The organism is Streptomyces sp. NPDC050287 (assembly GCF_044459385.1).
Taxonomy (GTDB): Bacteria; Actinomycetota; Actinomycetes; order Streptomycetales; family Streptomycetaceae; genus Streptomyces.
Map to the genome: position 1 here is coordinate 140,691 of NZ_JBITIY010000010.1, position 13,941 is coordinate 154,631.

The 13,941-nt window shown below is 70.4% G+C and carries 14 protein-coding genes; 11 read left to right on the forward strand and 3 right to left on the reverse strand.

What is annotated here, in order from left to right:
* Window position 1 precedes the first annotated feature (1 nt).
* Window positions 2–637, forward strand: coding sequence for a DJ-1/PfpI family protein (locus ACIBK3_RS31865; protein WP_399370882.1), 636 nt, complete (start codon window positions 2–4; stop codon window positions 635–637).
* Here the strand turns inward: ACIBK3_RS31865 and ACIBK3_RS31870 are convergent.
* On the reverse strand, window positions 624–1,373 hold the full coding sequence (locus ACIBK3_RS31870) for an enoyl-CoA hydratase/isomerase family protein (protein WP_399370883.1): 750 nt from the start codon (window positions 1,371–1,373) through the stop codon (window positions 624–626). The genes ACIBK3_RS31865 and ACIBK3_RS31870 overlap by 14 nt on opposite strands.
* Before the next feature lie 312 nt (window positions 1,374–1,685).
* Between ACIBK3_RS31870 and ACIBK3_RS31875 the strand changes: the two genes are divergently transcribed.
* Window positions 1,686–2,195, forward strand: a complete 510-nt coding sequence (locus ACIBK3_RS31875) for an ATP-binding protein (protein WP_399371040.1) — start codon at window positions 1,686–1,688, stop codon at window positions 2,193–2,195.
* Between the two features lie 74 nt (window positions 2,196–2,269).
* Here ACIBK3_RS31875 and idi read toward each other — a convergent pair whose 3' ends face one another.
* Both idi and ACIBK3_RS31885 read right to left on the reverse strand, forming a co-directional pair.
* Complete coding sequence (gene idi, locus ACIBK3_RS31880) at window positions 2,270–2,863, reverse strand: isopentenyl-diphosphate Delta-isomerase (protein ID WP_399370884.1); 594 nt, start codon at window positions 2,861–2,863, stop codon at window positions 2,270–2,272.
* A 187-nt stretch (window positions 2,864–3,050) separates the two neighbouring features.
* Entirely contained in the window at window positions 3,051–3,989 is a 939-nt protein-coding gene (locus ACIBK3_RS31885) for a cation diffusion facilitator family transporter (protein WP_399370885.1), read from the reverse strand.
* A gap of 583 nt (window positions 3,990–4,572) precedes the next feature.
* Between ACIBK3_RS31885 and ACIBK3_RS31890 the strand changes: the two genes are divergently transcribed.
* From ACIBK3_RS31890 to hpnD, 9 genes are all read left to right on the forward strand, one after another.
* Window positions 4,573–6,375, forward strand: a complete 1,803-nt coding sequence (locus tag ACIBK3_RS31890; RefSeq protein WP_399370886.1) for a DUF5941 domain-containing protein — start codon at window positions 4,573–4,575, stop codon at window positions 6,373–6,375.
* Complete coding sequence (locus ACIBK3_RS31895) at window positions 6,372–7,124, forward strand: sugar phosphate nucleotidyltransferase (protein WP_399370887.1); 753 nt, start codon at window positions 6,372–6,374, stop codon at window positions 7,122–7,124. The genes ACIBK3_RS31890 and ACIBK3_RS31895 overlap by 4 nt, the downstream gene beginning before the upstream one ends.
* A complete protein-coding gene (locus ACIBK3_RS31900) occupies window positions 7,112–8,173 on the forward strand; it encodes an iron-containing alcohol dehydrogenase family protein (protein WP_399370888.1) in 1,062 nt (353 codons plus the stop codon). Before ACIBK3_RS31895 ends, ACIBK3_RS31900 begins: the two co-directional genes overlap by 13 nt.
* Window positions 8,151–8,930 carry a CDP-alcohol phosphatidyltransferase family protein gene (locus tag ACIBK3_RS31905; RefSeq protein ID WP_399370889.1) on the forward strand — a complete coding sequence of 260 codons (780 nt, stop codon included), beginning with the start codon at window positions 8,151–8,153 and terminating at the stop codon, window positions 8,928–8,930. Before ACIBK3_RS31900 ends, ACIBK3_RS31905 begins: the two co-directional genes overlap by 23 nt.
* Window positions 8,931–8,935: 5 nt before the next feature.
* Window positions 8,936–9,820: a glycosyltransferase family 2 protein gene (locus ACIBK3_RS31910; protein WP_399370890.1), complete on the forward strand. Its 885-nt coding sequence runs from the start codon at window positions 8,936–8,938 to the stop codon at window positions 9,818–9,820.
* A gap of 114 nt (window positions 9,821–9,934) precedes the next feature.
* Window positions 9,935–10,864 (forward strand): ABC transporter permease, encoded by a 930-nt coding sequence (locus ACIBK3_RS31915; protein ID WP_399370891.1) that lies wholly within the window; start codon window positions 9,935–9,937, stop codon window positions 10,862–10,864.
* 28 nt (window positions 10,865–10,892) lie between these two features.
* Window positions 10,893–11,693, forward strand: coding sequence for an ABC transporter ATP-binding protein (locus ACIBK3_RS31920; protein WP_399371041.1), 801 nt, complete (start codon window positions 10,893–10,895; stop codon window positions 11,691–11,693).
* Window positions 11,694–12,096: 403 nt separating this feature from the next.
* Window positions 12,097–12,993, forward strand: coding sequence for a squalene synthase HpnC (hpnC, locus tag ACIBK3_RS31925; RefSeq protein ID WP_399370892.1), 897 nt, complete (start codon window positions 12,097–12,099; stop codon window positions 12,991–12,993).
* On the forward strand, window positions 12,990–13,940 hold the full coding sequence (gene hpnD, locus ACIBK3_RS31930) for a presqualene diphosphate synthase HpnD (protein ID WP_399370893.1): 951 nt from the start codon (window positions 12,990–12,992) through the stop codon (window positions 13,938–13,940). Before hpnC ends, hpnD begins: the two co-directional genes overlap by 4 nt.
* The last annotated feature ends 1 nt before the right edge of the window (window position 13,941 follow it).

The window sequence follows — 13,941 nt, forward strand, 5'->3', positions numbered from 1 at the left end:
CATGCAGATCGCCATCGTCCTCTTCGACCGGTTCACCGCCCTGGATGCCGTCGGCCCGTACGAGACCCTGGGCCGCCTCCCGGACGCGAAGACCGTCTTCGTCGCGGAGCGGACCGGCCCCGTGCGCACCGACACCGGCAACCTCGCCCTGACCGCCGACAAGACGCTCGACGAGGTGCCGAGTCCCGACATCGTGGTCGTACCCGGCGGCCCCGGTCAGACACCGCAGATGGAGAACGAGCGGCTTCTGGACTGGCTGCGCGCCGCCGACGTCACCAGCACCTGGACGACCTCCGTCTGCACCGGCTCCCTGCTGCTCGCCGCGGCCGGCCTGCTCACGGGCCGCCGGGCGACCTCGCACTGGCTGGCGCTCGACCTCCTGAAGCGGTTCGAGGCCGAGCCGACGGGGGAGCGGGTGGTCTTCGACGGCAAGTACGTCACCGCGGCCGGCGTCTCCTCCGGCATCGACATGGGCCTGACGCTGCTCGGCCGGATCGCGGGCGACGACGTCGCCCGGACCGTCCAACTGGCCACGGAGTACGACCCGCGACCGCCCTACGACGCCGGCTCGCCGGACAAGGCTCCCGCGCACATCGTCGACCGCCTGCGGGCCCGCAGCCGCTTCATCCTGACGTAGTCCACGTGAAGCGCGGCTGCCTGCGCTCCAGGAACGCGGCGACCCCCTCCGCGGTGTCGTCGCTGCCGCGCGCCTGCCCGGCCCAGTGGGCGTCCCGGTCCGTGCGCCCGTCCGCGAACTCCTTCGCCGCGGCCTGGGTCAACTGCGAGCGGGACACCAGGATCCGGGTGAACTCCACGACCCGCTTGCCGAGTTCGCCCGCGGGCAGCACCTCGTCCACCAGACCCGTGCGCAACGCCCGCTCCGCCTCGATCAACTCCCCGGAGAACAGCAGGTACTTGGTCGTCGCCGGACCCACCAGCGACACCAACCGCCGGGTCGAGGACGCCGGATACACGATCCCGAGCTTCGCCGGTGTCACCCCGAACAGCGCGCCCTCCTCGGCGAACCGCAGATCGCAGGCCGCGGCGAGCTGCGACCCGCCCCCCACACAGTGCCCCCGGACCGCCGCCACCGTCGGCTTCGGGAACGCCGCGAGGGCGTCCTCGGCGCGCACCGCCAGCCCCTGCGCCTCCTGAGGTGATCCCCGCAGGGTGGAGATGTCGGCGCCCGCGCAGAAGGTGCCGCCCTCGCCGGTCAGCACCAGCGCCCGTACGCCCGGATCGGCCGCCAGCGTGTCCAGCAACGGCGGCAGCGCGCGCCACATGGCGGCGGTCATCGCGTTGCGCTTGGCCGGATGGTGGATGACCACGGTGGCGACCGAGTCGGTGACGGCGTGCAGCAACTGGGACTCCATGCGCCGGATGCTATCCGCCCCGGCCACAGCACCGATCAAGAAGGGGGATCAAGAACGGCGGATCGAGAAGGGGCGGAGGAAAGAGGGGGAGCAAGAAGACGGATCAAGGAATCCGGCAAACCCGTACAACCCGAATAGTTCGCGAAGTCCCTGCGGGAGGGGCAGAAGCGGTCCCACATCTGACCCTGTCATACGCCAACGGTCACAAACGCTCGATTCCCGCTGACTTGTGTTCAGTTCTCCGGGCGGGAGAAGTCGATTACCAACACTCGACGTGTGGTGACAATCGAGCGCAAGGGTGGCGACCGGACGATGGAGAACCATGGGCGCGGGTCCGGTCCACGCCCAGCGGATGGGACGCACGAGCCTTTCGACCCGGGTCCACCGGATCCGCTGCCGTACGAGGGGGTGTGGCGGTTCACCGCTCCCGCCCTCGACGCCTCCGTCCCGCAGGCGCGGCACGCGGTACGGGACCTGTTGCTCCGCCAGGGTGTGCCGGTCTCGCAGGACCTGCGGCAGGGCCTGCTGCTGATCGTCTCGGAGCTGGTGACGAACGCTGTCCGGCACGCGGCGCTGCTGTCGCCGATGCTCGCCGTGGAGGTCGCCGTCGGCGCCGACTGGGTGCGGGTGTCGGTGGAGGACAACCACCCCTACCGCCCGACGGCTCTGGAGGCCGACCATGGCAGGACCGGCGGCCGCGGACTGCTGCTGGTGCGGGAGATCACCCGTGAGGCGGGCGGGATGTGCGACGTCGAGCACACCGCGAGCGGCGGCAAGGTGATCTGGGCCGCCCTGCCGCTCAGGCCCTCGCCGGTGCCGTAGCCCGGCCGCTCACCGGCCGGCGGAGGGACCACGTCGGCCTGCTCACCGGCCGGCGGAGGACCAGTTCGGCCCGCTCACCAGCCGGCGGACGGGCCTGTCAGCTCCCTGACCGCGGGACGGGCCGCGTCCAGCACGGTCATGAACCAGGACGAGAAGGTGTCCTGCGCGTGCCGTTCCGCCAGCTCGGCGGGGGTCACGAAGACCGTCTCGCCGACCTCCTCCGGGTCCGGCCGCGGCGGGGACTGCACCAGACCGACGAAGAGGTGGTTGTACTCCTGCTCCACCAGTCCCGAGTCCGGGTCCGGGTGGTTGTAGCGGACCGTGCCCGCCTCGGCGAGCAGCGAAGGGGAGACGCCGAGTTCCTCGTACGTCCGCCGGGCCGCCGCCGCGAAGGGCGCCTCGCCGGGGTAGGGATGGCCGCAGCAGGTGTTCGACCACACGCCGGGGGAGTGGTACTTGCCCAGCGCGCGCTGCTGGAGCAGCAGCCGCCCCCGCTCGTCGAAGAGGAACACGGAGAAGGCGCGGTGCAGCTGCCCCGGCGGCTGGTGCGCGGCGAGCTTCTCCGCGGTGCCGATCGTCACACCGTTCTCGTCGACCAGTTCCAGCAAGATCGCGTCTGCGGTGCCGTTCGACGTACGGTGCGTCGCGGTGGCAGGTGTGATCGGCATACCCATCCTTCACATCGGTCTTCGCGCCCCAAGTGTGCCGTACGAATCCGACACTCCCGGCAGTTGATCGTGCCCGGCGCGGCGGCGACGGAACCGTCCGGGGCGGGGCTGTGAGCATGAGGACGCAACCATGCGGCGGATCGCTGCATTCCGTCGGAACGGGGAGGCCGGCGACCGAACACGAGTGTCAGTGACACAGCCGGGCCTCGTGCGCCGCGTGCCCGCTCGGCTCCAGCTGGAAGGTGCAGTGCTCCACGTCGAAGTGGTCACCGAGGCAGCCCTGCAGTTCATGCAGCATCTTCTCGTGGCCGATCGCGCTGAGTACGTCGGAGCGCACCACCACATGGGCGGACAGCACCGGCATCCCGGAGGTGATCGTCCATGCGTGCAGGTCGTGAACGTCCTCGACGCCGTCCAGGGCCAGAACGTGGGCCCGGACCTCGGCGATGTCGACGCCCTTGGGGGTGGCCTCCAACAGCACTTCGAGGGTCTCGCGCAGCAGCTTCCAGGTGCGCGGCACGATCATCAGGCCGATGACCAGCGAGGCGATCGGGTCGGCGGCCTGCCAGCCGGTGGTCAGGATCACCACGGCCGAGACCAGCACCGCGAGCGAGCCCAGCGCGTCCGCGGCCACCTCCAGGAACGCGCCCCGCACGTTCATGCTCTCCCGCTGACCACGCACCAGCAGCGACAGCGAGATCATGTTCGCCACCAGACCGATCAGACCGAACACGACGGTCGGTCCGCCCTCGGTGCCGGCGGGTGTGATGAACCGCTGGATCGCCTCGTACAGGACGTAGCCGCCCACCCCGAAGAGCAGCAGACAGTTGGCGAGCGCGGCGAGGATCTCCGCGCGGGCGTAGCCGAAGGTGCGGTGGTCGCTCGGCGGCATCCCCGCGAAGTGGATCGCGAGGAGCGCCATGGCCAGGCCCAGCGCGTCGGTCCCCATGTGGGCCGCGTCCGCGACCAGGGCGAGCGAGTCGGCGACCAGACCGCCGACGATCTCGACCGCCATGACGGTGAGCGTGATCGACAGCGCGACCCGCAGCCGCCCTTGGTACGCCGCGGTCGCGGTGCGGCCCGCAGGCGCACCCTGCGCATGCCCGTGATCGTGCCCAGCCCCCATGAAGAACGCCTCCTGTGGTCCGCCCAGGAGCACAGTGAACTACGGGTGGGGGGTATCGGGCAACGCGGCACTGAACACCGTTGTCATATACCGTGACCTGCGGAAACCTTACGCAGGTCAGGGCGGCTGCGTGATCGGCGACCGTGCTGCGACAGCCGGCCCCGCCATGCCGACTCGACCAACTCCCGTACCTCGCGCCGGGCACTCCGCCGAGCGCGTCGGCGGCCCGTGCTGCCGACGCGACCGCGCGGGGCGCGTCCCCGGGGGCACCTGGCCGCCCCGCCCTGCGCCGAAGCTTCGGCCCTCGGCGCGATGTCCCGGATGCCCGGTCTGGGAACGCGGGTTTGTGGGCGGGGCCCGCGATCCTCGATGATGATCGCGGCAAAGGCGGAAGGAATCCCTGTTGATCAGCACCTGATCTGCGCTTGATCGGCACCTGAACGGCCGGTGAACACCGGCTTCCGGGCATCCGATAGCCTCTGCCGACATGCCGCCCGCCTGGTGCAGTCACACCACGGCACGGCGGGCCCCCACCATGTACATGCCCGGCGCGGACGCGTCGGCACCCAGGGAGTGAGTTCGGTTGTCGACCGCCATCCTCACCGGTCAGCCGGTCCCCGGATCGTCGATCGAGGGCGACCTGCGGTCCCTCGGCTTCGACGTACGGATCGCCTCCGACGCCGCCGACACCGAGACGCTCCTCGCCCAGGTCCCAGGCGACCAGCGGGTCGCCGTGGTCGACGCCCGCTTCGTGGGCCACGTCCACGCACTGCGCCTCGGCCTCACCGACCCCCGCTTCCCGCTCGCCGCGGTCCCGGGCGCCGTCACCGCCCAGCCGGCCGGCCGCCAGGCCCTGACCCGGGCGATAGCGCGCGAGAACTCCGCGGGCGGCGGCACCGCCCTGGCCGTGGACAGCCTCGCCGACCGCATCGTCACCGCCCTCGACGCCGACGGCGCCACGGTGCACCGCCCCGAACTCGGCAGCCTGGTCGCCGAGGTCCCGGCCGACCCGCAGGCCCGCAACGAGGCACGGCAGTCCGTCGCCGCCGTCGACGACGAGGCCGTACGCCTGAAGTCGGCCGTGAAGGCCCGCGACGGTTTCTTCACCACCTTCTTCATCAGCCCGTACTCCCGCTACCTCGCCCGCTGGTGCGCCCGCCGGGGCCTGACCCCGAACCAGGTCACCACCGCCTCCCTGCTCACCGCTCTGATCGCGGCGGGCTGCGCGGCCACCGGCACCCGCGGCGGCTTCATCGCGGCCGGTGTCCTGCTGATCGCGTCCTTCGTCCTGGACTGCACCGACGGACAGCTCGCCCGCTACTCCCTCCAGTACTCCACGCTCGGCGCCTGGCTGGACGCCACCTTCGACCGGGCCAAGGAGTACGCCTACTACGCGGGCCTCGCCCTCGGAGCCGCCCGGGGCGGTGACGACGTATGGGCCCTGGCGCTGGGCGCGATGATCCTGCAGAGTTGCCGGCACGTCGTCGATTTCTCCTTCAACGAGGCCAACCACGACGCCACCGCCAACACCAGCCCCACAGCGGCCCTTTCGGACAAGCTCGACAGCGTCGGCTGGACGGTCTGGCTGCGCCGCATGATCGTGCTGCCGATCGGCGAGCGCTGGGCGATGATCGCCGTCCTCACCGCGGCCACCACCCCGCGTATCACCTTCTACGTGCTGCTCATCGGCTGCGCGTTCGCGGCGACGTACACGACGGCGGGGCGGGTGCTGCGGTCGCTGACGCGCAAGGCACAGCGCACCGACCGGGCGGCGCAGGCGCTGGCGGACCTCGCGGACAGCGGACCGCTCGCCGAGTTGTTGGGCCGCGCGGCGCGCCGCGGGACCCGTCGTTCCATGGCCTACCTGTCCTTCGTCGGTGGAGCCCTCGTGATCGGCTCGGCCCTGCTCTGGGGCGCCGGCTGGCAGACGGTCCTGTGTGCCGTCGGTTACGTCCTGATGTCCGCCGTCGCCGTCCTGCGCCCCCTCAAGGGGCCCCTCGACTGGTTGGTTCCGCCGCTGTTCAGAGCCGCCGAATACGGCACCGTCCTGATCCTCGCGGCCCAATCCGGGGTGAACGGAGCCCTTCCCGCGGCTTTCGGGCTGGTGGCGGCAGTCGCCTACCATCACTACGACACGGTGTACCGCATCCGCGGCGACGCCGGAGCGCCCCCGGCCTGGCTGGTGCGCGCCATCGGGGGGCACGAAGGACGGACGCTGCTCGTCACCGTTGTGGCCGCGGCGCTGACCGCCGCGCAGTTCGAGGTCGCGCTCACGGTTCTCGCCGTGGCCGTCGCCCTGGTGGGGCTCGTCGAGAGCATCCGCTTCTGGGTGTCCGCCCACAAGGGCGGCGCGCCCGCCGTACACGATGAAGGAGAACCCGCATGATCGGCCTCGTGCTGGCGGCCGGCGCCGGACGGCGTCTTCGCCCCTACACCGACAGCCTGCCCAAGGCGCTGGTGCCGGTGGGGCCCGCGGGTATAGAGGGGGAACCGACGGTCCTGGACCTGACCCTCGGCAACTTCGCCGAGATCGGTCTGACCGAGGCCGCGGTCATCGTCGGCTACCGCAAGGAAGCGGTGTACGAACGCAAGGCGGCCCTGGAGCGGAAGTACGGCCTCAAGCTCACCCTCATCGACAACGACAAGGCCGAGGAGTGGAACAACGCCTACTCCCTGTGGTGCGGCCGGGACGCCCTCAAGGACGGCGTGATCCTCGCCAACGGCGACACCGTGCACCCGGTCTCGGTCGAGAGGACACTGCTCGCCGCCCGCGGCGACGGCAGGAAGATCATCCTCGCCCTCGACACCGTGAAGTCCCTCGCGGACGAGGAGATGAAGGTCGTCGTCGACCCCGCGAAGGGCATGACGAAGATCACCAAACTGATGGAGCCCGCCGAGGCCACCGGCGAGTACATCGGCGTCACCCTCATCGAGGGCGACGCGGCCCCCGAACTGGCCGACGCCCTCAAGGCCGTGTGGGAGACCGACCCGCAGCAGTTCTACGAGCACGGCTACCAGGAACTCGTCAACCGCGGTTTCCGTATCGACGTGGCGCCGATCGGCGACGTCAACTGGGTGGAGATCGACGACCACGACGATCTCGCCCGTGGACGGGAGATCGCATGCCGGTACTGACCAGGCTGATTCCCTCCCCGCTCGTCGTCGACATCCGCCCGGGTGCCCTCGACGACCTGGGCTACGTGCTCGCCGACGAGCGCATCTCGCAGTCCGGCAAGCTCGCCGTCGCCGTCAGCGGCGGGTCGGGCGCCAAGCTGCGCGAGCGGATCGCGCCGAGTCTTCCCGGGGCCACCTGGTTCGAGGTCGGCGGCGGCACGATCGACGACGCGGTCCGGCTGGCGAGCGACATCAAGGCAGGCCACTACGACGCGATCGTCGGCCTCGGCGGCGGCAAGATCATCGACTGCGCCAAGTTCGCGGCGGCCCGCGTCGGCCTCCCGCTGGTCGCCGTCGCCACCAACCTCGCGCACGACGGCCTGTGTTCGCCGGTCGCCACCCTGGACAACGACGCCGGCCGCGGCTCGTACGGCGTACCGAACCCCATCGCCGTGGTCATCGACCTGAACGTGATCCGGGAGGCGCCCGTCCGTTTCGTGCGCTCCGGTATCGGCGACGTCATCTCCAACATCTCCGCGGTCGCCGACTGGGAACTCGCCAACCGGGTCAAGGGCGAGAAGGTCGACGGTCTCGCCGCGGCGATGGCCCGCCAGGCCGGCGAGGCGGTGCTGCGGCACCCGGGCGGTGTCGGCGACGACGCCTTCCTGCAGGTGCTGGCCGAGGCACTGGTCCTGACCGGCATCGCCATGTCGGTGTCGGGCGACTCCCGCCCGTCCTCCGGGGCCTGCCACGAGATCAACCACGCCTTCGACCTGCTGTTCCCCAAGCGCGCGGCCGCCCACGGCGAGCAGTGCGGCCTGGGCGCGGCCTTCGCGATGTACCTGCGCGGAGCCCACGAGGAGTCGGCCTTCATGGCCGAGGTGCTGCGACGGCACGGACTGCCGGTGCTGCCGGAAGAGATCGGCTTCACCCCGGACGAATTCGTCCGTGCCGTGGAATACGCCCCGCAGACCAGGCCCGGCCGCTACACCATCCTCGAACACCTCGACCTCAAGACCGATCAGATCAAGGACGTCTACGCCGACTATGTCAAGGCCATCGGTAGCTGAACTCCGCCCGGTCGTCCACCCCGCGGGGGTGAAGGACCGGCGCAGCGGTGAGCACTGGATGGGGCGCCTCTACATGCGCGAGGTGTCCCTGCGGGTCGACCGCTACCTGGTCAACACCAGGGTCACGCCCAATCAGCTCACGTACCTGATGACCGTCTGCGGGGTGCTCGCGGCCCCGGCCCTGCTGGTGCCGGGGATCGCGGGCGCCGTACTCGGTGTGGTGTGCGTCCAGCTCTACCTCCTGCTCGACTGCGTCGACGGCGAGGTCGCGCGCTGGAAGAAGCAGTACTCGCTCGGCGGGGTCTACCTGGACCGCGTCGGCGCCTATCTGACCGACGCCGCGGTGCTGGTCGGCTTCGGCCTGCGCGCCGCCGATCTGTGGGGCTCCGGGCGCATCGACTGGCTGTGGGCCTTCCTCGGCACCCTGGCAGCGCTCGGCGCGATCCTGATCAAGGCCGAGACCGACCTCGTGGGTGTCGCCCGCCATCAGAACGGCCTGCCGCCGGTCAAGGAGGCCGCGTCCGAGCCGCGCTCCTCCGGTATGGCACTGGCCCGCAGAGCCGCCGCCGCGCTGAAGTTCCACCGGCTGGTGCTCGGCATAGAGGCGTCACTGCTGATCCTGGTCCTGGCGGTGCTGGACCAGATGCGGGGCGACCTGTTCTTCTCGCGCCTCGGAGTCGCCGTACTCGCCGGCATCGCGCTGCTGCAGACCCTGCTGCACCTGGTCTCCGTCCTGGCGTCGAGCAGGCTGAGGTGACGGCCATGGAGACAGGGCTGAAGGTCGGCGCGGTGATCATCACCATGGGCAACCGCCCCGACGAACTGCGCGCCCTGCTCGACTCGCTGGCCAAGCAGGACGGCGACCGCGTCGAGGTGGTCGTCGTCGGAAACGGCTCTCCGGTACCGGACGTCCCCGCAGGCGTACGGACCATCGAACTGCCGGAGAACCTCGGCATCCCCGGCGGCCGCAACGTCGGCATCGAGGCCTTCGGCCCCGGCGGCCGCGACGTCGACATATTGATGTTCCTCGACGACGACGGCCTCCTCGCCGGCCACGACACCGCCGAACTCTGCCGCCGGGCCTTCGCGGACGACCACCGACTCGGCATCATCAGCTTCCGCATCGCCGACCCCGAGACCGGGACCACCCAGCGCCGCCACGTACCGCGCCTGCGCGCCTCCGACCCGATGCGTTCCTCCCGGGTCACCACCTTCCTCGGCGGCGCCAACGCCGTCCGTACGAAGGTCTTCGCCGAAGTCGGCGGCCTCCCGGACGAATTCTTCTACGCACACGAGGAAACCGACCTCGCATGGCGGGCCCTCGACGCGGGCTGGATGATCGACTACCGGTCCGACATGGTGCTGTACCACCCCACGACCGCGCCCTCGCGGCACGCGGTCTACCACCGCATGGTCGCCCGCAACCGCGTCTGGCTCGCCCGCCGCAACCTGCCCGCGCTCCTGATCCCCGTCTACCTGGGCGTCTGGATGCTGCTCACCCTGCTGCGCCGCCCCTCGCGGCCCGCCCTGAAAGCGTGGTTCGGCGGTTTCCGGGAAGGCTGGACCACGCCGTGCGGACCGCGCCGGGCCATGAAGTGGCGTACGGTGTGGCGGCTGACTCGGCTGGGCCGGCCCCCCGTCATCTGACAAGCTCGTACCCGACAGCAACCGGGCCCCGCCGAGGCCCCGGGCCCGTGCCGGGGCTCCGGCTCACGCCATGCCCGCACAGGCTGCGCATCCCGAAGACGAAAGTTTCCACCAGTGAGTGAGACAACGCACGACGGCCCGGTCGCGGTGAGCGCGTCGGTGTCGCCCGACGAGGGCCTGACGGCGGCGCAGCTCGCCGCCAAGTACGGGCTGAGCGTGAGCGGCGCCCGGCCCTCCCTCGTCGAGTACGTCCGCCAGCTCTGGGACCGGCGTCACTTCATCATCGCCTTCTCCCGGGCCAAGCTGACCGCCCAGTACAGCCAGGCCAAGCTCGGCCAGTTGTGGCAGGTGGCGACCCCGCTGCTGAACGCGGCCGTGTACTTCTTCATCTTCGGCGTCATCCTGAACGCCGGACGCGGCATGTCGAAGGACGTGTACATCCCGTTCCTGGTCACGGGCGTGTTCGTGTTCACCTTCACGCAGAGCTCCGTCATGGCGGGCGTACGCGCCATCTCCGGCAACCTCGGCCTGGTCCGCGCGCTGCACTTCCCGCGCGCCTCGCTGCCGATCTCCTTCGCGCTCCAGCAGCTCCAGCAGCTGCTGTTCTCGATGATCGTGGTGTTCGCCGTGGTGATCGCCTTCGGCAGCTACCCCGACCTGTCCTGGGCACTGATCGTCCCGGTGCTCGTGATGCAGTTCCTCTTCAACACCGGCCTGTCGCTGATCATGGCCCGCGCGGGTGCCAAAACCCCTGACCTGGCCCAGCTGATGCCGTTCGTGATGCGGACATGGATGTACGCGTCCGGCGTGATGTTCTCCATCAAGATCATGCTGGCCGACAAGCCGGACTGGATCGCCAACATCCTCCAGTGGAACCCGGCCGCGATCTACATGGACCTGATGCGCTTCTCCCTCATCGAGGGCTACGGCGCCGAGAACCTTCCCGACCACGTCTGGGCGGTCGCGGGCGGCTGGGCCGTGCTGTTCGCCCTCGGCGGCTTCGTGTACTTCTGGAAGGCGGAGGAGCGGTACGGCCGTGGCTGAACACATCGACAACCACATCGACGACCACATCAGCGACCACCTCAGGGACCGCGGCGACGGCGCACGGATTCCCACCGTCATCGCGGACGAGCTGCACATCGTCTACCGCGTCAACGGCGCCAAGACGGGCAAGGGCAGCGCCACCGCGGCTCTCAGCCGCATACTCAAGCGAGGCTCCGACGACGCGGAGCGGGGCGTGCGCAAGGTGCACGCCGTCCGGGGGGTCTCCTTCGTCGCCTACCGCGGCGAGGCCGTCGGTCTGATCGGTTCCAACGGCTCCGGCAAGTCGACCCTGCTGCGCGCCATCGCCGGCCTGCTCCCGGCCGAGAAGGGCAAGGTCTACACCGACGGCCAGCCCTCCCTGCTCGGCGTCAACGCGGCCCTGATGAACGACCTCACCGGTGAGCGGAACGTCATCCTGGGCGGGCTCGCCATGGGCATGTCCCGTGAGCAGATCAAGGAGCGCTACCAGGAGATCGTCGACTTCTCCGGCATCAACGAGAAGGGCGACTTCATCACCCTCCCGATGCGTACCTACTCCTCCGGCATGGCGGCCCGGCTGCGCTTCTCCATCGCCGCCGCCAAGGATCACGACGTCCTGATGATCGACGAGGCCCTGGCCACCGGTGACCGCAAGTTCCAGAAGCGCTCCGAGGAACGCATCCGGGAGCTGCGCAAGGAGGCCGGCACGGTGTTTCTCGTCAGTCACAACAACAAGTCGATCCGGGACACCTGCGACCGCGTCCTGTGGCTGGAGCGCGGCGAGCTGCGCATGGACGGTCCGACCGACGAGGTTCTCAAGGAGTACGAGAAGTTCACCGGCAAGTAGTCCACCCGCACCCGGTCGAAAGAGACCACCCCGCTTCCCAGGGCCCCGCCGGAACTGCTCCGGCGGGGCTCCGCGTCTGCAAAGGAAAGGTCAACTCGCGCTCGCGTTAGGAATCTTGGGACCAATCGGTGTGTTGTTGTGATGTGCAGGACACCCCAGCGAACCGCGCAGCGCTGTACAACGTAAGCTGTACCGGTCCCGAAAGGCGGCAAGTGGGGCGATAACGTGCGACGCCCTGCGCAGGGGTTGGCCGCGTGGACGGCTGGGCGGCGTGTCCGAAATAGTGTGCATTGGGTCGGCGGTGTAGAACGGGAGATGTGACGGCAATGGCTACGGAAACTCCCCAGATCCACGCAGCGTGTGCCGTCCCCGCCCAGGGCAGCCGGCCGTGAGGGGAACCGGCATGCCGCACGCCGGTGAGGCGGAGCGCGACACACTCGACAAGGCCGCGGCGGAGAACTTCCCCGTGGCCCCGTTCTTCCTGCCCCGGGCCTGGCGCACCGACCTCATGGCCGTCTACGGCTTCGCCCGCCTCGTCGACGACATCGGCGACGGCGACCTGGCTCCCGGCGGCGCCGACGCCCGTCTGCTCGGCGTGTCGCCCGCGGACGCGGAGGACCGGATGGTCCTGCTGGACGCCTTCGAGGCCGACCTCCGCCGCGTCTTCGACCGGTCGGGCCCGGGGCCGCGCCACCCGCTGCTGCGCCGCCTCCAGCCGACGGTCCGCCGCCACACCCTGACCCCGGACCCCTTCCTCGGCCTGATCGCCGCCAACCGCCAGGACCAGCTCGTCGCGCGCTACGAGACCTACGACGACCTCCTCGCGTACTGCGAACTGTCCGCGAATCCCGTCGGCCGCCTGGTGCTCGCCGTCACCGGCACCTCGACCCCCGAGCGGATCCGCCGCTCCGACGCGATCTGCACGGCCCTGCAGATCGTCGAACACCTCCAGGACGTCGCCGAGGACCTCGGCCGCGACCGTATCTACCTGCCCGCCGCCGACATGAAGCGCTTTCACGTTCAGGAAGCGGATCTCGCGATGAAAACCGGGGGCGCGTCGGTGCGTGCTCTGGTTGCATACGAGGCACAACGCGCCCGCGATCTCCTGAATGAAGGCGCCCCCTTGGTGGGTAGCGTCCACGGCAGGTTGAAGCTGCTGCTCGCAGGGTTCGTGGCGGGGGGAGGGGCGGCGATCCGCGCGATCGCCGCCGCCGAATACGACGTACTGCCCGGCCCGCCCAAGCCCGGCAAGATCCAGTTGCTGCGCGAGGTGGGCGTCGCTCTGCGAGGAGAGGGGTGATCCGGACCGTGGAGTCGGAACCGCACGCGTCCGCACCGGTACTCGCCGCCTACAGCTACTGCGAGACCGTGACCGGGCAGCAGGCCCGTAACTTCGCGTACGGCATCAGACTGCTGCCGACGCCCAAGCGTCGCGCGATGTCGGCGCTGTACGCGTTCTCGCGGCGCGTCGACGACATCGGCGACGGAGCGCTGGCGAGCGAGGTCAAGACGGCGAGGCTGAAGGACACCCGGGCGATGCTGGCCCGGGTGCGCGACGGTGCGGTCGCCGAGGACGACACCGATCCCGTCGCGGTCGCCCTCGCGCACGCCGCCGAGACCTTCCCGATCCCGCTGGGCGGCCTGGACGAACTGATCGACGGCGTCCTGATGGACGTCAGCGGCGAGACCTACGAGACCTGGGACGACCTGAAGGTGTACTGCCGCTGTGTCGCGGGCGCCATCGGGCGGCTCTCGCTCGGCGTCTTCGGCACCGAACCAGGGGCGCGCGGCGCCGAGCGCGCGCCGGAATACGCCGACACGCTCGGGCTGGCGCTCCAGCTCACCAACATCCTGCGGGACGTCCGCGAGGACGCCGAGGGCGGGCGCACCTATCTGCCCGCCGACGACCTGGCCAAGTTCGGCTGCTCGGCCGGCTTCAAGGGGCCGAAACCACCGGAGGGCTCAGACTTCGCGGGCCTCGTGCACTTCGAAGTGCGTCGGGCCCGCGCCCTTTTCGCCGAGGGCTACCGGCTGCTCCCGATGCTCGACCGGCGCAGCGGCGCGTGTGTCGCCGCCATGGCCGGCATCTACCGCCGACTCCTCGACCGCATCGAGCGCGACCCGGAGGCCGTGCTGCGCGGCCGGGTCTCGCTGCCCGGACGGGAGAAGGCGTACGTCGCCGTGCGCGGCCTGTCCGGTCTGGACGCCCGTCATGTGACCCGCAGGACCGTCAGGAGGCGCGCCTGAT